At 34.7% G+C, this 20,708-nt stretch carries 25 protein-coding genes and 1 tRNA gene; 10 read left to right on the top strand and 16 right to left on the bottom strand.

From position 1 onward, the window contains the following. Nucleotides 1-168: 168 nt before the first annotated feature. Complete coding sequence (purN, locus tag ABWU50_RS05425; protein WP_064125413.1) at nt 169-735, top strand: phosphoribosylglycinamide formyltransferase; 567 nt, start codon at nt 169-171, stop codon at nt 733-735. A gap of 2 nt (nt 736-737) precedes the next feature. Here purN and ABWU50_RS05420 read toward each other — a convergent pair whose 3' ends face one another. From ABWU50_RS05420 to ribF, 4 genes are read right to left on the bottom strand one after another with little or no spacing between them, the layout of a single operon-like run. Beyond that, a complete protein-coding gene (locus ABWU50_RS05420) occupies nt 738-2,048 on the bottom strand; it encodes a M16 family metallopeptidase (protein ID WP_353275657.1) in 1,311 nt (436 codons plus the stop codon). Further along, entirely contained in the window at nt 2,035-3,375 is a 1,341-nt protein-coding gene (locus tag ABWU50_RS05415; RefSeq protein ID WP_353275655.1) for a M16 family metallopeptidase, read from the bottom strand. The genes ABWU50_RS05420 and ABWU50_RS05415 overlap by 14 nt, the downstream gene beginning before the upstream one ends. 29 nt (nt 3,376-3,404) lie before the next feature. Then, nucleotides 3,405-3,881, bottom strand: coding sequence for a signal peptidase II (gene lspA / locus ABWU50_RS05410; RefSeq protein ID WP_264731750.1), 477 nt, complete (start codon nt 3,879-3,881; stop codon nt 3,405-3,407). Further along, complete coding sequence (gene ribF / locus ABWU50_RS05405) at nt 3,878-4,810, bottom strand: riboflavin biosynthesis protein RibF (RefSeq protein ID WP_264687999.1); 933 nt, start codon at nt 4,808-4,810, stop codon at nt 3,878-3,880. The genes lspA and ribF overlap by 4 nt, the downstream gene beginning before the upstream one ends. Before the next feature lie 68 nt (nt 4,811-4,878). On the opposite strand from ribF, the gene grxC reads away from it, so the two are divergent. Together grxC and ABWU50_RS05395 are read left to right on the top strand one after the other, a co-directional pair. Then, entirely contained in the window at nt 4,879-5,229 is a 351-nt protein-coding gene (gene grxC / locus ABWU50_RS05400; protein ID WP_353275653.1) for a glutaredoxin 3, read from the top strand. 115 nt (nt 5,230-5,344) lie between these two features. Next, on the top strand, nt 5,345-6,217 hold the full coding sequence (locus ABWU50_RS05395) for a hypothetical protein (RefSeq protein ID WP_353275652.1): 873 nt from the start codon (nt 5,345-5,347) through the stop codon (nt 6,215-6,217). 767 nt (nt 6,218-6,984) lie between these two features. Here the strand turns inward: ABWU50_RS05395 and ABWU50_RS05390 are convergent. Next, nucleotides 6,985-7,452: an SWIM zinc finger domain-containing protein gene (locus ABWU50_RS05390; RefSeq protein WP_353275651.1), complete on the bottom strand. Its 468-nt coding sequence runs from the start codon at nt 7,450-7,452 to the stop codon at nt 6,985-6,987. Nucleotides 7,453-7,654: 202 nt separating this feature from the next. Here ABWU50_RS05390 and ABWU50_RS05380 point away from each other — a divergent pair, with 202 nt between their 5' ends. Further along, on the top strand, nt 7,655-7,876 hold the full coding sequence (locus ABWU50_RS05380) for a hypothetical protein (RefSeq protein ID WP_353275649.1): 222 nt from the start codon (nt 7,655-7,657) through the stop codon (nt 7,874-7,876). Between the two features lie 98 nt (nt 7,877-7,974). On the opposite strand, the gene ABWU50_RS05375 is transcribed toward ABWU50_RS05380, so the two are convergent. The 4 genes from ABWU50_RS05375 to rsfS are packed head-to-tail and all read right to left on the bottom strand — an operon-like array spanning nt 7,975 to nt 10,412. Continuing rightward, a complete protein-coding gene (locus tag ABWU50_RS05375) occupies nt 7,975-8,535 on the bottom strand; it encodes a hypothetical protein (RefSeq protein ID WP_353275647.1) in 561 nt (186 codons plus the stop codon). 54 nt (nt 8,536-8,589) lie between these two features. Then, entirely contained in the window at nt 8,590-9,840 is a 1,251-nt protein-coding gene (gene tyrS, locus ABWU50_RS05370; RefSeq protein WP_353275645.1) for a tyrosine--tRNA ligase, read from the bottom strand. Between the two features lie 60 nt (nt 9,841-9,900). Continuing rightward, the gene (locus tag ABWU50_RS05365; RefSeq protein ID WP_353275643.1) at nt 9,901-10,095 is read right to left on the bottom strand and encodes a hypothetical protein; all 195 of its coding nucleotides are present in this window, start codon (nt 10,093-10,095) and stop codon (nt 9,901-9,903) included. Next, complete coding sequence (gene rsfS / locus ABWU50_RS05360) at nt 10,086-10,412, bottom strand: ribosome silencing factor (RefSeq protein ID WP_253309997.1); 327 nt, start codon at nt 10,410-10,412, stop codon at nt 10,086-10,088. Before rsfS ends, ABWU50_RS05365 begins: the two co-directional genes overlap by 10 nt. A 180-nt stretch (nt 10,413-10,592) precedes the next feature. Here rsfS and ABWU50_RS05355 point away from each other — a divergent pair, with 180 nt between their 5' ends. Genes ABWU50_RS05355 through ABWU50_RS05345 form a run of 3 tightly spaced genes read left to right on the top strand, consistent with a single transcriptional unit; the run spans nt 10,593 to nt 12,497 of the window. After that, the gene (locus ABWU50_RS05355) at nt 10,593-11,210 is read left to right on the top strand and encodes an AAA family ATPase (protein WP_353275642.1); all 618 of its coding nucleotides are present in this window, start codon (nt 10,593-10,595) and stop codon (nt 11,208-11,210) included. 34 nt (nt 11,211-11,244) lie between these two features. Further along, nucleotides 11,245-11,691, top strand: a complete 447-nt coding sequence (locus ABWU50_RS05350) for an RNA pyrophosphohydrolase (protein WP_410542071.1) — start codon at nt 11,245-11,247, stop codon at nt 11,689-11,691. Continuing rightward, on the top strand, nt 11,688-12,497 hold the full coding sequence (locus ABWU50_RS05345) for a TatD family hydrolase (protein WP_353275640.1): 810 nt from the start codon (nt 11,688-11,690) through the stop codon (nt 12,495-12,497). Before ABWU50_RS05350 ends, ABWU50_RS05345 begins: the two co-directional genes overlap by 4 nt. Here the strand turns inward: ABWU50_RS05345 and mdh are convergent. Genes mdh through ABWU50_RS05315 form a run of 6 tightly spaced genes read right to left on the bottom strand, consistent with a single transcriptional unit; the run spans nt 12,472 to nt 16,231 of the window. Beyond that, nucleotides 12,472-13,434, bottom strand: a complete 963-nt coding sequence (gene mdh, locus ABWU50_RS05340; protein WP_353275638.1) for a malate dehydrogenase — start codon at nt 13,432-13,434, stop codon at nt 12,472-12,474. The genes ABWU50_RS05345 and mdh overlap by 26 nt on opposite strands. 3 nt (nt 13,435-13,437) lie before the next feature. After that, entirely contained in the window at nt 13,438-14,010 is a 573-nt protein-coding gene (locus ABWU50_RS05335; protein ID WP_253307178.1) for an NADH-quinone oxidoreductase subunit C, read from the bottom strand. Then, nucleotides 14,003-14,518 carry a NuoB/complex I 20 kDa subunit family protein gene (locus tag ABWU50_RS05330; protein ID WP_164224545.1) on the bottom strand — a complete coding sequence of 172 codons (516 nt, stop codon included), beginning with the start codon at nt 14,516-14,518 and terminating at the stop codon, nt 14,003-14,005. Before ABWU50_RS05330 ends, ABWU50_RS05335 begins: the two co-directional genes overlap by 8 nt. 3 nt (nt 14,519-14,521) lie before the next feature. Beyond that, on the bottom strand, nt 14,522-14,875 hold the full coding sequence (locus ABWU50_RS05325; RefSeq protein ID WP_006279576.1) for an NADH-quinone oxidoreductase subunit A: 354 nt from the start codon (nt 14,873-14,875) through the stop codon (nt 14,522-14,524). 18 nt (nt 14,876-14,893) lie between these two features. Continuing rightward, a complete protein-coding gene (locus tag ABWU50_RS05320; RefSeq protein ID WP_164224547.1) occupies nt 14,894-15,262 on the bottom strand; it encodes an HIT domain-containing protein in 369 nt (122 codons plus the stop codon). Nucleotides 15,263-15,265: 3 nt separating this feature from the next. Beyond that, nucleotides 15,266-16,231: a hypothetical protein gene (locus ABWU50_RS05315; RefSeq protein ID WP_353275636.1), complete on the bottom strand. Its 966-nt coding sequence runs from the start codon at nt 16,229-16,231 to the stop codon at nt 15,266-15,268. 179 nt (nt 16,232-16,410) lie between these two features. Here ABWU50_RS05315 and ABWU50_RS05310 point away from each other — a divergent pair, with 179 nt between their 5' ends. Both ABWU50_RS05310 and ABWU50_RS05305 read left to right on the top strand, forming a co-directional pair. Further along, nucleotides 16,411-17,787 (top strand): UDP-N-acetylmuramoyl-tripeptide--D-alanyl-D-alanine ligase, encoded by a 1,377-nt coding sequence (locus ABWU50_RS05310; RefSeq protein WP_353275635.1) that lies wholly within the window; start codon nt 16,411-16,413, stop codon nt 17,785-17,787. Between the two features lie 50 nt (nt 17,788-17,837). Next, complete coding sequence (locus ABWU50_RS05305) at nt 17,838-18,788, top strand: complex I NDUFA9 subunit family protein (RefSeq protein WP_353275633.1); 951 nt, start codon at nt 17,838-17,840, stop codon at nt 18,786-18,788. 8 nt (nt 18,789-18,796) lie between these two features. Here ABWU50_RS05305 and ABWU50_RS05300 read toward each other — a convergent pair. Then, nucleotides 18,797-18,870 (bottom strand) — tRNA-Arg (locus ABWU50_RS05300). Nucleotides 18,871-19,638: 768 nt separating this feature from the next. Here ABWU50_RS05300 and ABWU50_RS05295 point away from each other — a divergent pair. Beyond that, nucleotides 19,639-20,469, top strand: a complete 831-nt coding sequence (locus tag ABWU50_RS05295; RefSeq protein WP_353275631.1) for a hypothetical protein — start codon at nt 19,639-19,641, stop codon at nt 20,467-20,469. The last annotated feature ends 239 nt before the right edge of the window (nt 20,470-20,708 follow it).

Genomic DNA, 20,708 nt, shown 5'->3' with positions numbered 1-20,708 from the left:
CCCACGTCATACCGCCGCGGTATCTCAACATAGATTCCGCTAACGAGTAGCGGAATGACGAATTTGTTGTTTTTCAAATCGTTGGTAAACCTAAGTCACTTTAGGTATAGATTTACTTTTTGAGTTATTTTGTTAATATTAATTATTACACCAAATCAATTGCACAAAATGAAAAAGGTGAAACTTGGGATACTAATTTCAGGCAGGGGATCAAATATGCAGGCCTTGATAGAGGCATGTCAAAATCGTAATTTTCCTGCAGAAGTTGTGTGCGCTATCACAAATAATAGCGAAGCTGCTGGCCTAAAAATAGCAGAACAAGCAGGAGTGCCAGCGTTTATTGTTAGAGATAAACCACTTGATGCTGATAAAATTCATGAAATATTTGTTCAACATAAGGTTGATTTAATTTGCCTTGCAGGGTTTATGAGAATCCTGCAAGCTAATTTTCTCAGTAAATGGAATAACAAGGTGATAAATATTCATCCCTCTCTACTTCCGTCCTTTAAGGGCCTAAATGCTCAAGAGCAAGCTCTAAAAGCAGGAGTAAAAATCGCAGGCTGTACTGTACATTACGTCACTCCTGAAATTGATGCTGGAGCCATAATTGCTCAAGTTGCTGTGCCAGTGTTACCAGCTGATGATATTCAAAGCCTCTCAGAACGCATTCTAGCTGAGGAGCATAAGTGTTATGTAGAAGCAGTAAGATCAATAGCAGAAAGTATTAATTATTGACCTTAAGTGTTTCTCCCAACTTCAACAAAAAATAAATTTTCGGGTTCCAGTAAAGAGCTTGCCAGTTCGTTTACTTTCTCTAATTTAACGTCATTAATATAGCTCACAAAATCATTTATATGGTTAATATCGCGGTTGTTTGTCTGAATATTATTTAGTTTTGCAACTATGTTGTTATTATTAAACATAGAGAAAACATAGGAATTTACCATACCAATTTTTGCATCCCGAAACAACTGCTCATCAATTCCTTCCTTTTTTATCCTGCTAAATGTATCTTTTACTGCTGATATAGCTTTGCCAGCAGTAGAACTATCAGTATTAATACTTCCAGCTATAACGTTCCCATGTTTATTGGAAATAATATTTGCATAAACACCATAAGTAATGCCTAAGTTTTGCCTCAGTTCTTTCATTAATATTGAATTCAGCCCCATGCTGCCAAGCGCATTAATCAAGACTTGAGCATTATAGTAGTCTGGATCTTCATAAGCTATGCCTTTTTGAGCAAAAAGTATCACACTTTGTGGTATATCCATAAAAATGTTTTTATCCTCTGCAGGACCAAAATCATTTTTCACAGGTATTTTTCTAACTTTTGATCTTTTTGACGGCAATTTAGATAAATATTTATCTAATAATGTAATAATTTCTTCTTTTTTTGCACAACCAGCAACACTGATAACTATGTTATCTTTAGCAAAATTACGCTTTATGTATGTTAAAACATCATCTCTAGTAATGCTCATTACAGTGTCAAGAGTTCCATATTCACTTTTTGAGTAAGGATGTTTTTTAAACAATAACGTATTCAATTCTTTTCCAGCAACAAAAAAAGGATTTTTTTCAAGATTATTAAAATCAACTTTGGCTTTCTCGAAAACTCTATTCAACCCTTCAGGGTCAACTTTAGGACGCATTATAGCGTCGCTCAATAATGAAATACCTTCTTCAAGATTTTCTGATAAAGCATCTAATGAAACTCTAAATGCTTCTAAACCAGCAATAAAATTTAAACTAATCCCTTTATCTTCTAGCCTTTTTGCAAAATCTTTGGCATCATTTTTTCCTGCCCCTTCTTGAATTATAAGAGAAGTAAACCAGGTAAGTCCTTGTTTTTCTACATTTTCATATGCATAACCTGCATCTTTGAATGATATATTAAGTGAAATTTTTGGTAAATCGTGGTTTTCAACAAATAGAAATTTAAATCCTTTACGGGTAGTGACCTCCTCTATATTTAGGTTACCACTTGCTTGTAAATTAAAGCCTAGACAGAAAAAAAATAGGAGTACAAATTTACTTATTCTCATTATCATCTCCTTTTGGCAACAAACGACCAATTAACTTATTAGCAGAAAAAATAGCACGGATTTTATTATTTACATCCTCTAAATTGACATCATTAATCTTGCTATATGAAATATCTATTTCATCAAGTGGAATACCAAGCGCTAACTGTGAGACGTAAAAGAATGCTATATTCTCTAAGCTAGATAAGCTATCAAACTGTGCTGCTTTATATCTATATTTTGAGCTTTGCAACTCCTCATCCGTTATTCCTTTAGACATGAAGTTATTAATAGCATTTTCTAATTCTCTTTCAACAGTGCCTAAATTAACCCCGCTTTTTGGAATGACCTGAATATCAATATAGCCATCACTAAAAGTTAAACTATTGTAATAAGCAGATACTGATACTGCCACATCTTTATCTAAAACCAAATCTTTATACAGTTTGCTGGATTTGCCGCCACCTAAAATGTCAACCGCTAAATGAGCAGCAGAGGTTTCACTTGTGTGCTTAAATAAAGAAACACGATAACGAAAATATAAAACTGGTTCTTTTACTTCAGTGCTCTCTAAAATCACCGATAAACCTGCATTATGCACTGGATCCTGATTTGGGTAATGTCTCATTACAGGCTTAGCTTTAATTTCGCCATATTTTTCTTCTGCTAGCTTCACTACTTCATCAAATTCCACATCACCCACAATCAGTAATATTGCATTGCCGGGGTGATAATAGTTATCATGAAACCTCGTTATGTCATCCTGATTGTAAGTTGTGATATCGCTCTCCCAGCCAATAACAGACCTGCCATAGCCAGTACGGTAAAATGCACTATCCATTTCTTCCCACAACAAGCTGTTAGGATGATTATCAAATCTCATCTTCCTCTCTTCCAGTACAATGTTTTTTTCTCTTTCTATTTTATCTTGGGTAACATTAAAATTGCCCATTCTGTCTGCTTCAACTTCCATTGCCAGTGGTAAGTCATTTTTAAGGACTAATTCGTAGTAACAGGTATATTCCTTAGTAGTAAACGCATTAAACTGGGCCCCAATGCTACTCATAGTGGCTTCTATATCTGTTAACTTCCCTGTAGTTTCAAACATTAAATGTTCAAAGTAGTGAGCCAATCCTGCTTTGCCAATTGGATCATCCATTCCCCCAACTTTGTATATTACTGCATGTAAAACGGCTGGAATCCGATGATTAGGAACAACATAGACATCTAGTCCGTTACTGAGTTTAGCATGTTTTATGTCGTGCTCTATGCTTAAAGCCTTCAAAGAAATTGGGTAAGTAAAAAAGAGTGCAGGTAGTATAAGAAAACTAAAAAACTTATGAAGCATTATTTCGACCTAATATAAAAACAATTATTTTATTCCTCATTTTGTTTAGAAATAAACATATCGTATATATACCACTTATATAACAATGTAAACATTCCACAAACTATAGATAAATCCGCTAAATTAAAAGCTGGCCAATACCAATCATCAATATGAAAATATATGAAATCATATACAGCTCCCCAATAAATCCTATCAACTACGTTTCCGATTGCTCCACCAATCATCAGAGAAAACCCAAGGTAAGTTGACCGATCATCAGACTTGTATATTAAGTATGCAAGTATACCAATTATTAGTATTGAAAATGCTGAAAAAAAGAAACCGCCATGCGGTAAAGCGCTACACATTCCAAAACTAATGCCTGAATTCCAAACTTCAACTAGCTTTATAAAGCTAGCGATCTCAATTGATTCTCCCTCATCAATCAATGAGTTTATGTACAATTTGCTCGTTTGGTCAATCAATACTATAATTAATATAACAATTAAGCATAACTTTTTCATAAATTTGCCTTTAACCTATAAATTTTAAGTATATCATAATTTATCTGTTTTGTTAACTCCTCAATACTATGGAATTTTTTTTCTGACCTTATGAATTTTAAAAGTTGTATATTAACTTTATGATTATATAAGTCTTCATCAAAATCGAATATGTGCATTTCTATTATAGGCTTTTTCAGATCCTTAAATGTAGGTCTCATACCAATATTGACTACTCCATATAACCAGTTTGGGTTATTATAAGAAAACATCACTTTAGCGTAATATGTACCAAATTTTGGTTTTATCATGCAATCTTCTATAGGAATATTTATGGTTGGGAATCCTATTTCTCTACCTCTACACGCACCCTTTGTCACAACACCAGAAACTTGATAAGGTCTACCAAGTAATTTATTAGCAATGTCTATTTCACCTTTCTGTACATACTCTCTGATTGAAGAAGAAGAGCAAATTTTGCCGTCAATTATTAATGGCTCTAATTTAGTCAAAGAGTATCCATATGTTTCAGAATATTTCTCTAGAGTTAATATATCACCCAATCGTTTATGACCAAAAGTACAATTTTCTCCGACAATTATGTGTTTAGCGCCATATTTATCTATTAAAATCTCACTGATAAAGTCATCGCAGCTAACCTCAGAAAAACCTCTACTAAAATTAATAATATACAAGTAATCTATACCATAGCTGCTGATTAGTTCCTTTTTTTGTTCTTGGTCTATTAACCTAAAATTGTTTCTACCAAATAAAACAGTTGATGGGTGAGGCTCAAAAGTTAAAACTGCAGAGGGTAATCCTCTTTCTTGTGCTACCTTCTTTAGAGTGGAAATTGCAAATTCATGTCCTAAATGAATGCCATCGAAATTTCCGAAGGTTAGTGCTATATTATTTTCTATCCCTTGCTCACAATTATAAATAATTTTCATACAATTTGATGTTTTTACATGTTTCTTATATATAATAACTATATTTTAGCAAGCTACGGAGATAAATTGTGAAAAATACTAAAGGAAAAGTTATAATATATGTAAAGCATCACTGCCCATTCTGCAAAAAAGCAAAAGAGTTACTGGATAAAAAAGGTGTGAAATATGAAGAAATCGATGTGCTCAAAAACTCAGATCTATTTAATGACATAAAATCAAAGTATAACGTTAGAACAGTTCCACAGATCTTTATTAACGATAAGCACATTGGGGGGTGTGAAAAATTGATGGATCTTGAAAAAGAAGGAAAGTTGGATGATATGCTAAATAATAATGACAATCAAACTGATGTCACAACCTACACAAACAGCAATGATGAATTTGGAGAGTGTGTTATACCACATGATGATTTTATGTAACTTTTTATCTTGTTTTGTCGTGTAGTACGTAAATGAAAACTAGTATGCTCACTTTAAACAATTCTTAATGAATTAAAAATACAATTCATTTAGTGAGTTTTTTTAGTGGGAAAAAATGACAAAAAATATTTCAATTATTAGCAGAAACTTAATTAGTATCGAATTAGTTAACAAACAAGATTTAGAGAATTTCATCAAGATTTTCACAGTGCTTGATAAACATATAGCAGCTAAAACACTTTTTACAGAAGAAGTGAGAATAGAGTATAAACAGCACAACGGCAAAGAAGTTGTTGAATTGCTAAAAGATACAGACTTTACATATCATGAGGTTGAAAATGTATTGAACCACCTGAGTAAACATGGAATGAAGGTGCCCAGCAGTGTTATAGCACACACCCTTTTTGCTGCATACAATCACGCACTTGAATCTAAGAATGTAGCATTTTCTTTTTCTGAAGGCTCTCCACAATTTAACATCAGAGTGAGTAAGAACACCTTCATAATAACTCCTATGAGTGAAGAGAATTTGGAATTGAATTCAAAAAGTAGCAAGACATTAATAGAGTCGTTACAGAGCGAAAAAAATATTTATGATTGTATAGTAGAAGAAAATACCATTAAAGTTATAGTGCATTCTGAAATACATCAAGCTATAAATTTGATTATAAAATCACTGATAAAGTCTCGCCTTTTAGCAAAAGAGGAAGAAGGAAAATTCAAAGAGAAATTGAGACAACTTGCTTTTAAGGATCAAGCTTTTGTTGAATATTCCAGTATCAAAACCATCAGTAGGTATCCACATAATCATCCTCTGAGAAAGCATGAAAGTATTACTAAGGATATAGAAAATATTTTATGTGATTTCATAGCAAATGAGAACAGCGAGTTTGCTATAGAGCGGTTAAATAAGCTGAGCTCAGCAGTTTCTCCGGATACTCCAAGAATCATCACTAAAACTATAGATAAACTTGTTAAATTTCATTAAGGTATACGAGAGCCAATAGACTTCTTGTACTACCTTCTGTCATCCAAGTAGCCAAGCTACTTGGTTCTTTTTTTGGGTTCAGCACTATGTACATAGCTGTACAAACATTGTAGCCGTTATTCAAGTAGTCCGCAGAAGCGAAAAAACTTCCTTGACAAACTCCGCCAGCCCCCTTATTATGACAATAAGGGTATTTCTGACTCAAAACTTGTTTTTGACCTGCAGGCTCAATGACAAAATTCAGTAAAAAACTCAGGGTATTTTTTGGCGGATTACATAAAATTATAGCGGCTGCATGTCTTTTTTATTTTTTCTACATTCAGCCAAATCGCGCTTATTTTAAGCGTTAGCACATTATTACAGCGCCACTTACAGTAATATAGAGTCAAAACTCGCACCACGGGAGTTCTTTGCCTTTTTTTCATTTGGTAAATTTCTTAATGTTTGTAGCTAAAGCAATTTGAGAGACCGAAAATGGTGTCATTCCAGCGCGTGACGCTGGAATCTAGTCTTTATTATGCAGCCACTTATTTAAAGTTAAGTTTTCTGGATCCAAGTAGTCAAGCTACTCGGATGACAGCTAGCCTGACAACCGTCATCCCGCTACTTGTTAGCGGCTGAGATACCGCTGCGGTATGACGGTCTGCGGCAGTATGACGGTTCGCGGCGGCATCCTCGTCATTCTGCTACTCGTTAGCGCCGCGGCGGTATGATGTCTTCCTTGGATCAGCTATAGATTACCTGATCTCACCATCTTTCCAATCACTTTATACATAATTCTCGGATTTTGAAAACTTACTTTGAGTGAATTGCTCATATTCTTTATCCTCTAGTTCTTCAAAAATCTCAGGATAATGTTCACTGGAACGAGTAATTATTGAAATTAGCTCTTGCTTTGTTTTTTTAAGTAAAAACCTTTCAAAGAGAGTCTGTTCATCTGGGCGCGCAGACGACCGATACTCCTCTCTGTCAAGATCAATCAAAGCAAAACCTGTTGCAGCCATATGCTTACATGGACCAAAGTAACAGAATGCAGGGCAGGAACATGTTCCACTGAAAAGAGGACCATAGTGCTTTAGTGTTACTCGATATACATTTGATCCAACTACCTTTGATTTAGCTTGAGATTCATTAACAGATATAATCTGTACCTTTCCTTTGTTAAAATAATCTCTTCCGCTAGAGAGGTAGGGTTCTTTGATAAGACCTGTGATATCTTTATAATACAGTCTCATTTTGCCTCCTTATTTCATATATAAAGCCCTCAATTTTCTAATATATCCTTTCTTCCATAAAAATTTATTAACCCACCACGACTTTTATATGGCCCTGCGGACAACTTTATAGTGCTATAGCTAACTCAAGAAAGGTTTCCCTACGTCATACCGCGATTCATTCCACAACTGTACGAACGTTGTAGTTTGGGCCACCAGTGGGGTGTCATCCCAGTGCCCAGACACTGGGATCCAGCTTCTATGCAACTTAATTAAAAACGTTTGTTTTAGCGTAAGACAACTACCTTTAGCTCATCAGCTCAGTTATAAGCAAAATTCCTGGATTCCAGTGTCAAGCACTGGAATAACACCATTTGCTGTGCAATTTACCTTCAAAAATGAATGTTCGTACAGCTATGGATTCATTCGCGGTATCTCAGCATAGATTTCGCTAACGAGTAGCGGAATGACGAATTTGTTGTTTTTCAAATTGTAGGTAAACCTAAGCCACTTTAGCTATATATAATAGAATTTCGCTTTCTACTATCTTTCCAATCGCTTTATACATAATTCTCGAATTTTGAAAATTTGCTCCATGTTATACGGTATGGTTGGGTTACTGATCAGCCAGCTCTCAATAAATTGTTTATGCTTTTCTATTTTATAGCTTCCAAGGTGTTCTGGCTCAATTTTTTCTTCCTCTGTCAGTTTTAATAACATGTTATTTCCTGGAAAAGTTATGTCAATAATTCGGCTTTCGTAACGAAGATAGCAATGCATTTCTGGAATGTGTAGTAAGTTATACTCATTTAGAATTGCAGAAGCTTTCGGAGTGTTCACTTTATTCATCATAAAGACAGCTATGTGTAGCGTTATGTCGATTTCACATTCGCAACCTAACTTATAAATCAGAGCATGTTTTGTACTACACGTTCCTCGTCTTTCATTGAATACTGATATACAATCTATGCGGTCAAAATTGCGTCCATAAGGCAGCTCATGTACATATTCTAATGCTTCACGTAACGTAATAATATCCAAATTTAAAAAGAGATTCGATATAGGCTTATGATTAGATAAATATATTTGATTTAAGTCATTCATATCATCATTATCTAATTTCTCACTTGTATAAAATTTGTTTTCTTACTTCGAGACCTAATCTACCACGACTTTTACATGGCGCTTCTTTCCTGCAGATAATTTTATAAATGGCTGACCTTTAAAGCTCTCGAAATTTATTATATAGTTAACGTCATTTATAATATTATCATTAACTTTGCACCCGTTGCCCTGTATTAAACGCTTTGCTGCGCCTTTTGAAGGTTCAAAACCGGTGTCACGCAGTAGGTTTACTAAGGATATGCCGCTTGCAACTTGTGCTTTTTTTATGATGTAATCAGGAAGTAGTGAGCTATCTTCATTCTCAAAAGCAGAGACTGCAGCAGATAGTGCAAGTTCCGCTTCTTTGTCACCATGACATATTTTTGTCACCTCTGTTGCTAAAACTTTTTTTGCTTCATTTATTTCCTGATCTTTTAAGGATTCTAACTTTTTGATCTCATCAATTGACACATCAGTGAGCAATCTCAAAAAACGTCCAACATCTTGATCATCAACGTTGCGAAAATATTGCCAGTAGTCGTAAGGCTTTAGCATATTATCATCAAGCCACACTGCTCCACTTTCAGTTTTGCCCATTTTTACCCCTTGAGCATTCAATAAAAGAGGGGCAGTAAGGCCAAACAGCTCAGGTAAATTCAACTTTTTTCCAAGCTCAATTCCGTTTACTATATTTCCCCACTGGTCTGACCCTCCAATCTGCAGACGACAGCCATGCTTTTTATTCAACTCAACAAAATCATAAGCCTGCAATAGCATGTAATTAAATTCCAGAAAGCTTAAGGTTTGCTCTCTATCCAGCCTGGTTTTCACACTATCAAAACTTAGCATACGATTTACAGAAAAATAAGCTCCTATATCACGCAAAAAATCTATGTATTTTATGTTATCCAACCAATCTGCGTTATTTACTATCATTGCACCAGTCTTGCTGTCATTAAAAGACACCATTTTCTCTAATATTCTCCTTATGCTGGATGTATTTTGATTGATGTTCTCTACGGGCAAGATGCTTCTTGCTTTATCTTTGAAGGATGGGTCACCAATTTTTGTTGTGCCACCTCCAAGTAAGACTATCGGCTTATAACCAAATTTCTGCAGGTGACGGAGCATCATAATCTGAATTAGGTGACCAGCATGAAGACTTGGTGCTGTGCAATCAAACCCAATGTATGCGACTATATGATTATTTTCGGATAATAGCTGATCTAACCCTTCAATATTTGTACATTGGTATAGGTACCCTCTTTCTTGGATAAAATTTAAAAACTCGGACTTGTGTTTCATTTTATAAACCCCAGTCTATCCTGTCATTAATGCCGAAGGTAACCCTAATAGGGAAAGATGTCATCCAAGTAGCCAACACTGGGATCCAGAAAACTTAATTATAAACAAGCACACTATACAACGTTTTCGATGAAATTGCATGAAAAACTGGATTCCAGCGTCAAGCACTGGAATGACACCACCTGTGCAGGAGTTGCCTTCAAAATTACAACGTTTGTGCAGTTGTGCACCAGCTATCCAGGCAATCAGTTCCATAACTCTTCTATTTTATAATACTCCCTTACTTCTGACCTGAATATGTGAACCATTATGCCTTGAAAATTCAAAATCACCCAATTGCCTTCATCCATACCTTCTACATCTATTTTATCATGTCGCTCGAGACTTTTTATTACGTGTTCAGCTAACGCTTTCACATGGCGACTTGAATCACCAGATGCAATAATCATATATTTTGCAATAATGGTTCTATTCTGCACATCGAGAGTAACTATATCGTGACCTTTATTTTGATCTATTATACTTACAATCATGCTTTTTATTGATTCTGTATCACTGGATACATTAGTCATCATCTTAAATTATTTAATTTACTTATAATTATACACTCAAAATCTCTAAATATGAACTATTTTCAACGCGACTGTTCGTTAAAAAGGTATTACCTGCATCTATTTTATCATCATGTTTTTAGCATATACAATGATATACTTTTATATATAATTGAAAATAGCTTTCTACTAGTATTCATTATGGACAAGACTCTCATCTACTTAATCGGCTTTCCAGGCAGTGGTAAGTTTACTACTGCAAAGGAAGTGTGTAAAATCATTGATGCAGTAATAGTAAGCAATAATCTATTCAATAATATTATATTTGATATTGTTAAATTGCAGGATGCTGAAGTTCCAGATGAACTATGGGAAAAAATTTTTGCAGTTAGGGAAAATGTATTAGCAATACTAGAAAAACACTACATAAAATTAAAACATTATATATTTACAAATGAATTGATAGAGGGTGACCCCTATGATCAGAGAATATACAACTCTGTGGTAAATTTAAGTAAAAAAATGGATATGAAAATTCTTCCTGTAGTGTTACATTGTAATGACGAAGAACTAGCAAGGCGTATTCACTCAAAGGAGAGATGCCGGAAAAATAAAATTATTGATTCGGATTTTGTTATGAAAAGAATTGAAGGGAAAAGGCTATTTATAACGGAAGGTACACTTGAAATTGATAACTCAAACTTAAGTGCAAAGGAAGTTGCAAAGAAAATTGTTGAAGAGATGAAGGAAGAAAAAAATGGAAAATTAATTAAAACTTCTGTAACAAATCATTTAAAAACAGAGCGTACTCGTGGTTGAGCAGAAAGATAAGTATCGTCCTTGTGTTGGCATAATGCTATTTAACAGACAAGGACATGCCTTTATTGGAAAACGCTTTGATAGCGACTCTTACTGGCAGATGCCACAAGGAGGTGTTGATGATGGTGAGGAACTGGAACAAGCAGCGTTACGTGAGTTGCTAGAGGAAGTTGGTACTAATAAAGTAAAGGTTATAACTAAAAGCAAGGATTGGATATACTACAACTTGCCTGAAGAAGTTATACCAAAGTGCTGGAATGGGAAATATTCTGGTCAAAAGCAAAGGTGGTTCTTAATGAAATTTTATGGAGAGGATAAGGATATTGATATTAATTATACTGATCATCCAGAGTTCAAAGAGTGGCGTTGGCAAAGTATAGATGATTTAGTAGCCAATGCTATATCATTTAAAAAAGAAGTTTATAAAACAGTGATAGAAGAGTTTTCTTCTATAATAAAAGCCTCAACAATAAGCTCATGATAGTAGATTCTCATTGCCACTTGATTTATTTTTCCGATGATGAAATACCAAAAGTAATTTCAAGGGCAGAGCAAAATGGTGTAAAAATTTTGCATAACATATGCGTAAGCATTGATGATATCCCTAAATTATTAAAAATTTCTTCATCCTACGATCAAGTCTACTTCTCTGTTGGTATACATCCACTTGATGCTGCTATAGAAAACGGTGAGTGTATACATGCTGATGAATTAGTTGAATTTACTAAGAATCAAAAGGTAATTAGTATCGGTGAAACCGGGTTAGATTTTTATAAATCTGACAACAAAGACAATCAGAAAAAAAGTTTTGCATCACACATAGAAGCAGCAAGAATAACAGGGTTACCTTTAGTTATTCACACTAGGAGTGCTGATAGTGAGATGATCGATATGTTAAAGTCAGAAATGAAAACCTGTGCTTTTAGTGGAGTAATGCACTGCTTTGCTTCCTCTAAAGAGCTTGCTTATCAATCTATAGATTTAGGGTTATATATTTCATTTTCTGGAATCATTACTTTTAAAAATGCGAGCTTACTCAGAGAAATTGCACAAGGTGTGCCACGCGAACGTGTTTTGGTTGAAACTGATGCACCGTATCTATCACCTGAGCCTTACAGAGGAAAAAAGAACGAACCAGCAATGGTGAAATATGTTGTGGATTGTTTGGCAGAGTTATGGAATGAGTCACCCGACAAAGTAGCAGAAATAACCACAAGCAACTTTTTTAGGCTGTTTACGAAACTTGAGCTACAAGGAAATTCTATAAAACCATTGATTTGCTTATGAGCCTAAATAGTTCTTTCACTGCATTCACAGATTTATCGAACATTTCTCGTTCACTATTATCCATCTTAACTTCTAGGACCTTTTCAACTCCATTTTTTCCAATAATTACAGGAACACCAATAAACAAATCTTTTACACCATATTCACCATTAAGGTAAGCAGCACATGGTAATATACGCCTTTTATCTTTTAAATATGACTCTAACATGCATATAGCTGAAGATGCAGGAGCGTAGTATGCAGATCCAGACTTAAGCAGATCAACTATTTCTTTACCGCCATTGCGAGTGCGTTCAACTATTTCATCAACTTTTTTCTGCGTAATGAGACCCATATCGATAACTTGGGTAAGTGGAATGCCAGCGATAGAAGTGCAATTAATGAGTGGTACCATAGTGTCACCATGTCCTCCAAGCACAAAAGCAGATATATCTTCAACTGAAATATTTAATTCACTTGCAAGAAAATAACGGAAACGGGAAGAATCAAGCACTCCTGCCATTCCAACAACCATATTAGCTGGAAGGTTTGAAAATTTATGCACCACTGAAACCATGGCATCCAAAGGGTTGGTAACCACTATTACAAACGCATTTGGAGAATACTTCTTAATATTTTCACCAACCTCCTTCATTACTTTAGCATTGGTTTGCAGGAGGTCATCCCTGCTCATTCCAGGTTTTCTAGCAATGCCTGCTGTTATGATGATTGCATCAGAATTTTCTATATCTTTGTATTGATTAGTTCCAGTTAAACCAGAATTAAATCCATCAATAGGGGATGATTCTGCTATGTCGAGTGCTTTACCTTGCGTTATTCCATCACTAATATCAAGTAAAACAACATTGCCGAGTTCCCTTAGTGCAATCATATGGGCAAGAGTTCCACCGATATTTCCTGCACCGATTAAAGATATTTTTTTTCTTTGTACTGTCATTTTCTACTCCTTTGTATTTACTTTTATGGTTTTACCTTCCCAAGGCGATAGGCTATCAAGCATACGAAAATCTTGCGATAAATCTATAGGATTATATACAACCTTTTTTGCCTCTATATCGTATCTTACTTCCTCATAACCAGTGAGAGGGAAATCTTTTAACATTGGATGACCTTTGAATCCATAGTCTGTTAGAATCCTACGCAAATCAGGGTGATCAGAGAATTCTATTCCATACATATCAAACACTTCACGCTCAAACCACGAAGCTGTGCTAAATACCTTTGCTATGCTTGGAGGCATATCGCCCTCACATAATTGAAGTTTTATGTGTACTCTAATATTATGCACAATGCTGAGTAAATTATACACTAACTCAAAGCGCTTTTCTCGATCTGGATAGTCAACCCCAAAAATATCAACTAATAGTTCAAACCTACACTTTTCATCATCACGTAGAAAGGATAGGTGCTTTTCAATTTCATCTAAAGTTGAATATATTACAATAATGCCATCATCTTTTTGAATGCACTCACACTTGGTCTTTTTTTGTATATGCCTTGCAGTTTTATCCATGCTTTATATTCTGAGTTCGTTTTATTTTGTTTTGTAGGCATAGCATTCCATATAGCAACGCCTCAGCGGTTGGTGGGCATCCAGGGACATACACGTCAACTGGCACAATTCTATCACAGCCTCGGACTACTGAATAAGAGTAATGGTAATAACCACCACCATTTGCACAACTTCCCATAGAAATAACATACTTCGGGTCTGCCATTTGATCATAAACCTTGCGCAATGCTGCTGCCATTTTATTAGTTAGTGTGCCAGCAACAATCATCACATCTGATTGACGTGGGCTTGCACGAAACATTATGCCATATCTATCAAGATCATAACGGCTGGATGCAGTATGCATCATCTCAACTGCGCAACATGCAAGACCAAATGTCATTGGCCACAATGAACCAGACCTTGCCCAATTCATTACATAATCTATTAAATCACCAAATTTAGTAACAAGAAACCCTTCTTTTTTATAACGACCCCAGTCATCATTAGATAGAATTTGATTTGTCATAAACTACTCCCACTCTAATGCACCTTTACACCATTCATAGATAAAACCTATAGTGAGTATTGCAAGAAATACCATCATAGACCAAAATCCACCATAGCTTATCTTAGATAAAGAAACAGCCCAAGGAAAAAGAAAAGCGATTTCTAAGTCAAATATTATAAATAATATTGAAACTAGGTAAAATTTAATGTCAAAATTTTTTCTTGCACTGGATAGTGGATTGAAGCCACACTCATATGTGGAAAGTTTTTCACCATCTGGCTTACTCACTGCAAGAAACATAGGCAATATACCTAAAGCAAAAGATACTACAATTGATACGCAGATAAAGATTACTATGGTTAGATATTCGCTCATTTAACAAAACATATAACACTATGAGTTTACATGCTTTCCTAACTTTTTACCACCTAAAATATGCACGTGAAAGTGTGGTACAACCTGCTCTCCATTTTCACCGTAGTTAGTGACTAATCTATATCCTGTTTTTTCTAAATTATATTTATGTGCTATTTCTCTGACAATTTTGAAAAAACTTACTATCTCCTCTTCAGAAGCTTTTAGAATAAAATCATCGTATGAAATATATTGATTTTTTGGTATAACTAAAATGTGAACTGGTGCGTCAGGGTACTTATCACGAAAAGCTAGTACATTTTCATTTTCATGTACCTTCTCACAAGGTAACTCACCTCTTAATATTTGAGCAAAGATGTTATTGCTATCATAAACTTCATTGCTCATATTTTAAGAGCGACCTTTCCCTCTTCCTTTATTTCTTTCTACATCAGGCGTAGATAGTGGTTTTATTACTTCACCAGAGGCATCTTCAAAATTCAAAAAAGTACTTCCCAATCCTTCTGCTTGCTTTTTGATATCTCGTTCTGATAACTGCATATTTTTTATAGGAGAAATAGCTTCTTTACTTTTACCAAAAGGAAACTCGTTAGGATTAGTAATGTTAAAAGATTTTACTAATTCATCTGTACTTGTAACAGTTTCTGAAGATTGCCCTGGTGACTTTCCAGTTTGTGCTGGCCCTGGAGTTTTTGATGGTTTGTTCTGGTTATCATATTCTCGATACAATTTTTCTGCAATACCATTCAGCAATTTTAAGTCTGTATGAATTTTAAATTCTCCACCAGTAATTCCTGCAAGCTTCTTAAGGTCTTCGTCAACTTTATTAGCAATTCCTTTAAGAACAAGCTCTTCTATTTCTTTCTTGCTCTTGCCTTTATTATCAGGATTAGTTTTAATAGTGTTAGCTATTTCCTCAACGTTAATTTCAATTACAATTTTGTTTTCTTCTCTAAAAATAGTTACATTTGGCAGGTTTTTCTTTATTTGACCTAATTGTTCATCGTTCAAATAAGGTATATCTCCCGTCAGAGTCCTTGACGCTAAAAAAGCTACCTTTCCTTTCCCTTTCTTTTGCTCTGTTATTTCTACACCAAGATTCTCACTAGCTTGTGTGGTTTCTATAGGTGGGTCATACTCTTCAAGTGGGTTGCCAATAATAGAACGCCCGCCATTTTTTATGTCGTGCCGCATTTCATCCCAGGACTTAAACCAATTCTTTGGCCATATAGGGTATACTGCACCCTTGACTAGGACTTTTACACCTCTATCCAGAAAACTTCCTACCCCCGAAGCTGCATTACCAACTTTAGCTAGTATAGAAGTAGATTCTTCATTTTGGTCGTTTTTTGGCATACACACCTCCAAGTTACTTTCTACAACTAAATACGTTTTAATTATAGACGAAAAAATTTAAACTTCTATATCCATTATAAGATAGAATTATAGGGATTGCAACCATTATTTATACATTGTCTAAAACATGTGGTATTTGCTACTTTATTCAATTTACTTTAAAGAGTACTCTCTAAATTATGTTTAAATGGAACACAAATAATATCATTGATGCAACTGGCGGAAGAGACGTAAATGGTTGTAATTGGACACATAGCTCAAATATTTCAACGGACACAAGAAGCATAAAAAAAGGTGATTTATTTATTGCACTCAAGGGAAAGAATTTTGATGGCCATAATTTTTTGCATGAAGCGTTTTTAAAAGGGGCTGCCGCTGCAATAGTAAGTGAGGGTAAATATAAAAATTTCCCTCTCATTATTGTACAAGATACCCTGAAAGCTTTGCACGATATGGCATCATACTATATTAGAAATATTCTTGTTGATGCTAAAATTATTGCAATTACAGGCAGTGTCGGAAAAACCACTACAAAGGATATGCTGCACACTGTTTTATCGCAATATGGAGTGTCCCATGCAAACAAAGGTAACTTAAATAATAATATAGGATTGCCTTTGACAATTCTAAAAGCTCCAAAAAACTGCCAGTACTTAATCCTTGAAATGGGAATGAATAAAGCTGGTGAAATAAAAGAATTATCAAAGATTAGTAATCCAAATATTGCAGTTATTACCAACATCGAACCTGCACATACTGAAAATTTTTCATCACTATTTGACGTTGCACAAGCGAAGTTAGAAATTCTATATGGTATGAAAAGTAATGGTACTTTGGTCTTGAACAGAGATAATAAATATTATGATTATCTCTCATCACGCGCCAATAGAAATGTAATAAGCCTCGGTAAAGATAAAAATGCTGAAGTTTGTTTGTTGGACCTAATAAGAAATGATGACGGACTAAATTTAAAAATCAGGCTGAGTGATAATCAAACTATAAACTGTAATTTACGTGTGCAAGGTGAGCATTTTGCTTATTCGCTACTTGTTGTTGCAGCAGTTGTGCAGAGCCTCGGACTTGATTTATCAAAATTACCACTTGCACTTAAGAATTTTAGTGTAACGAAAGGTAGAGGCAATATTCATAAGGTCAAATACAATAAAAAATATATACATTTAATTGATGACTCCTATAACGCCAGCCCTGCTTCGATGAAAACTGCAATAAAAACTTTGAGTACATATTCTAATCAGAGAAAAGTAGCTTTGCTTGGTGATATGTTGGAACTTGGTGATAAAAGCATAGAATTTCATACAGATTTGGTTAAGATTGTCACAGAAAATAATATAGATAAAATTTATACAGTTGGTAAATTTATGTTAGAATTGCATGAGCTTTTGCCAGATAATATAAGAGGCGCGCATTTTAATGATTCTAATCAATTGAAAAGTGATTTAGCTAACATTATTCAGAATAATGACGCAATTCTAGTTAAAGGCTCACGAAGAATGAAAATGGATCTTATTGTACGGGAATTCATAATAGAATATTAAGCAAAATCATTGTATTAATTTACAGTAACAAATTATTAGGAACTTTAATCGTGACAAAACGTGTAATTATTTTTGGTGGAACGGGGTTTATAGGGAAACACATCGTAAGACGCTTGGCAGCAGAAGGATATTTAATAAAGATATTCACTCGTAATCAGGAAAAAGCTGCTTGTTTAAAATTGTGTGGCAATTTGGGACAAATATCAATATTTAAAGGCGATTTTTTTGATAAAAAATCAGTTCTAGAGGTTATGGAAGAATGTGATGTAGCCATAAACTTAGTGGGAATACTATATGAAGCAAAAAAGCACGATTTTTACGCTGTTCACGTTAAAATAGCTGAAAGGATAGCAAAAGCTGCAAAAATGAAAAATGTACCTATGATGATACATTTTTCCGCTATGGGAATAGAAAATAGCAAGTTGTCAAAATATGCCAAAAGTAAATTGGAAGGTGAAAAAGCTGTAACTTCAGCATTTCAAGAAGCAATAATAATTAGGCCAAGCCTTGTATTTGGTAAAGAAGATAACTTCTTTAATAAATTTGCAAGATTAGCAACTGTTCTTCCTTTTTTGCCGCTAATTGGCAATGGAACGACTAAATTTCAGCCAATATGTGTAACAGACTTAGCTGAAGTGGTATATCGTATTATCAGTTTTAATAAGCAAGACAAGAAAATTTATAACATGGGTGGACCAAAGCTTTACTCTTTCAAAAGCTTATTGAAGTTTATTCTGAATGTTACTAACAGAAAGTGTTTGTTGATCAATGTATCTTTTCCAATGGCAAAGTTAATAGCTTTCTTTTTAGAAAATAAAATTATTTCTATGCTGCTAAAACCAATAACCGGAGATACGAACCCTGTGCTTACTCAAGATCAGGTGAAAGTTATGATGAATAGCTCAATCGAAAAGTCAGCTGACCTTGAAACAATGAAGGTTCGACCATTAGCAATTGAAAATGTGGTGCCAGAATACTTGAAGATTTATAGAAAGTATTGATAGAAGAGTGTGCCCGGTAGGATTCGAACCTACGACCCACAGCTTAGAAGGCTGTTGCTCTATCCAGCTGAGCTACGGGCACACAATATATATAAAATGCTTCTTAGTACAAGTGAAGTCAAGTATTTCGTGTGAATATGATGTTTGTGGTAATATCTTACAACACCTTGTCATTGCAGTTGTGTGTCACGCGCTGCCGAAATTGGATGCGAGAAGTCCATTTATTTTAGAAAATATTATATAGAAAGTTGCTTGACAAACTCCGCCAGCCCCCTTATTATGATAATAAGGGTATTCATGACTCAAAACTTGTTTTTGACCTGCAGGCTCAATGACAAAATTCAGTAAAAAACTCAGGGTATTTTTTGGCGGATTACATAAAATTATAGCGGCTGCATGTCTTTTTTATTTTTTCTACATTCAGCCAAATCGCGCTTATTTTAAGCGTTAGCACATTATTACAGCGCCACTTACAGTAATATAGAGTCAAAACTCGCACCACGGGGCTTCTTTTGCCTTTTTTTTATTTGGTAAATTTCTTAAATATCTTCTTAAATTTTATAGCTAATCAGTACTGGGATGACAAGAAAGGAGCACTGCTATTATAGAGTGAAATGAGATCCCAGTGTCAGCTACTCGGATGACATTATAGGAGCACTGGGGTGACATTATAGGAGCACTGGGATGACATTATAGGGGCGCTGGGATGACACCCTTTCCTAGATGGAGATAAATTACAATGTTTGTACAGTTATGGAATTGTGCAACAGGCACAGTTTGACATAAAAAGCTTTGCTTTTTAAAATTTTGGGTTATACTTAACTTAATATATTTCAGTAGGAAATTTATTGTGAATAGAAAGGAAGCTTTAAAAATATTAGGTTTTAGTGAGGGTGATAATCCTGAAAAATGGGAATTGAAAGAAAGACATCAGGAGAAATTGTTTTTCACTCTTTCTCAAAATAAAAGTAGCGAAAAGACGTTGGACCAGAATAGAGAATTAATGACTGCATCCCACTCTCTTTCAGAACAATTTATCGGTCCAGATTCCAAGCCTTTTGACTATGTCGATTTAGATGATGATATTAACTCTCTTAGTGATCTACAGTCTGTTTTCCGTTCTGCTACCTCTAGCGAAGATATAGAATACCTAAAGAAGCTTTTTTCTAAGTTCAAGAGTAGCAAAAATGGACAATTTGGTGATTATATAAACCAATCTTATGCAGGGACAAATCTATTATCTTGTGCTGTATTGAATGGAAATATTGAAATTGTAGAGCTTTTCTTAAAAAATGGTGCAGATCCTAATACAAACATTGATGGATTTTTAAACATCCATAAAAGTGAAGCTTATAGGAATAAAGTTGAGAAGTTGTTAGTCGAGTATGGGAGAATTGATAAATCCAGTGTATTTTGTCAGTTAGCTCTTGCAGTTCTAACAAGTTATGTTGCTTTTGCGATTTACTCTTCATGTGATGCCTCTTTCTTATGTTATGCGGGAGTGGCAGCATTTGCTCTTGCTGGAGTTCTTCTTGTTGCAAAAGCTATACATGATGTATTTTATGTACAAACAAAATGGCCTTCTCCTAATTTTGATGAAGTTAATGCTGAACAAGTAATAAATAATGTTGGGCTAAATGCTGAAGGCAATTCTCGAGAAAGCGGCAATGCATTAGCTTAATCACAACTGTACGAGAATTGTGATTTAAGAGCAATCTGCACCAAGAAGGGTGTCATTCAAGTAGCTGACACTGGAATCTAGTTCTTATTGTACATTTACTTGATGTAGAGTTAAGTTTCCTGGATCCCAGTGTCTGGGCACTGTGATGACACCCTGACAATCGTCATCCCGCTACGTGTTAGCGGGATCTATGCTAAGAGATACCGCGGCAGTATGAAGTATAGAAACTAAAAAAGTTC

This window comes from Wolbachia endosymbiont (group A) of Pipizella viduata, assembly GCF_964028555.1.
GTDB lineage: Bacteria > Pseudomonadota > Alphaproteobacteria > Rickettsiales > Anaplasmataceae > Wolbachia.
Note: the sequence above shows the minus strand (reverse complement) of the source record. Positions and strands in the feature narration are given on the sequence as shown.

Bases quoted from the DNA above. Each gene is read 5' to 3' on its own strand.
- purN (WP_064125413.1), top strand. From the start codon at position 169: ATGAAAAAGGTGAAACTTGGGATACTAATTTCAGGCAGGGGATCAAAT.
- ABWU50_RS05420 (WP_353275657.1), bottom strand. From the start codon at position 2,048: ATGAGAATAAGTAAATTTGTACTCCTATTTTTTTTCTGTCTAGGCTTT.
- ABWU50_RS05415 (WP_353275655.1), bottom strand. From the start codon at position 3,375: ATGCTTCATAAGTTTTTTAGTTTTCTTATACTACCTGCACTCTTTTTT.
- lspA (WP_264731750.1), bottom strand. From the start codon at position 3,881: ATGAAAAAGTTATGCTTAATTGTTATATTAATTATAGTATTGATTGAC.
- ribF (WP_264687999.1), bottom strand. From the start codon at position 4,810: ATGAAAATTATTTATAATTGTGAGCAAGGGATAGAAAATAATATAGCA.
- ABWU50_RS05395 (WP_353275652.1), top strand. From the start codon at position 5,345: ATGACAAAAAATATTTCAATTATTAGCAGAAACTTAATTAGTATCGAA.
- ABWU50_RS05390 (WP_353275651.1), bottom strand. From the start codon at position 7,452: ATGAGACTGTATTATAAAGATATCACAGGTCTTATCAAAGAACCCTAC.
- ABWU50_RS05375 (WP_353275647.1), bottom strand. From the start codon at position 8,535: ATGAATGACTTAAATCAAATATATTTATCTAATCATAAGCCTATATCG.
- tyrS (WP_353275645.1), bottom strand. From the start codon at position 9,840: ATGAAACACAAGTCCGAGTTTTTAAATTTTATCCAAGAAAGAGGGTAC.
- ABWU50_RS05365 (WP_353275643.1), bottom strand. From the start codon at position 10,095: ATGGAACTGATTGCCTGGATAGCTGGTGCACAACTGCACAAACGTTGT.
- rsfS (WP_253309997.1), bottom strand. From the start codon at position 10,412: ATGACTAATGTATCCAGTGATACAGAATCAATAAAAAGCATGATTGTA.
- ABWU50_RS05355 (WP_353275642.1), top strand. From the start codon at position 10,593: ATGGACAAGACTCTCATCTACTTAATCGGCTTTCCAGGCAGTGGTAAG.
- ABWU50_RS05350 (WP_410542071.1), top strand. From the start codon at position 11,245: ATGCTATTTAACAGACAAGGACATGCCTTTATTGGAAAACGCTTTGAT.
- ABWU50_RS05345 (WP_353275640.1), top strand. From the start codon at position 11,688: ATGATAGTAGATTCTCATTGCCACTTGATTTATTTTTCCGATGATGAA.
- mdh (WP_353275638.1), bottom strand. From the start codon at position 13,434: ATGACAGTACAAAGAAAAAAAATATCTTTAATCGGTGCAGGAAATATC.
- ABWU50_RS05335 (WP_253307178.1), bottom strand. From the start codon at position 14,010: ATGGATAAAACTGCAAGGCATATACAAAAAAAGACCAAGTGTGAGTGC.
- ABWU50_RS05330 (WP_164224545.1), bottom strand. From the start codon at position 14,518: ATGACAAATCAAATTCTATCTAATGATGACTGGGGTCGTTATAAAAAA.
- ABWU50_RS05325 (WP_006279576.1), bottom strand. From the start codon at position 14,875: ATGAGCGAATATCTAACCATAGTAATCTTTATCTGCGTATCAATTGTA.
- ABWU50_RS05320 (WP_164224547.1), bottom strand. From the start codon at position 15,262: ATGAGCAATGAAGTTTATGATAGCAATAACATCTTTGCTCAAATATTA.
- ABWU50_RS05315 (WP_353275636.1), bottom strand. From the start codon at position 16,231: ATGCCAAAAAACGACCAAAATGAAGAATCTACTTCTATACTAGCTAAA.
- ABWU50_RS05310 (WP_353275635.1), top strand. From the start codon at position 16,411: ATGTTTAAATGGAACACAAATAATATCATTGATGCAACTGGCGGAAGA.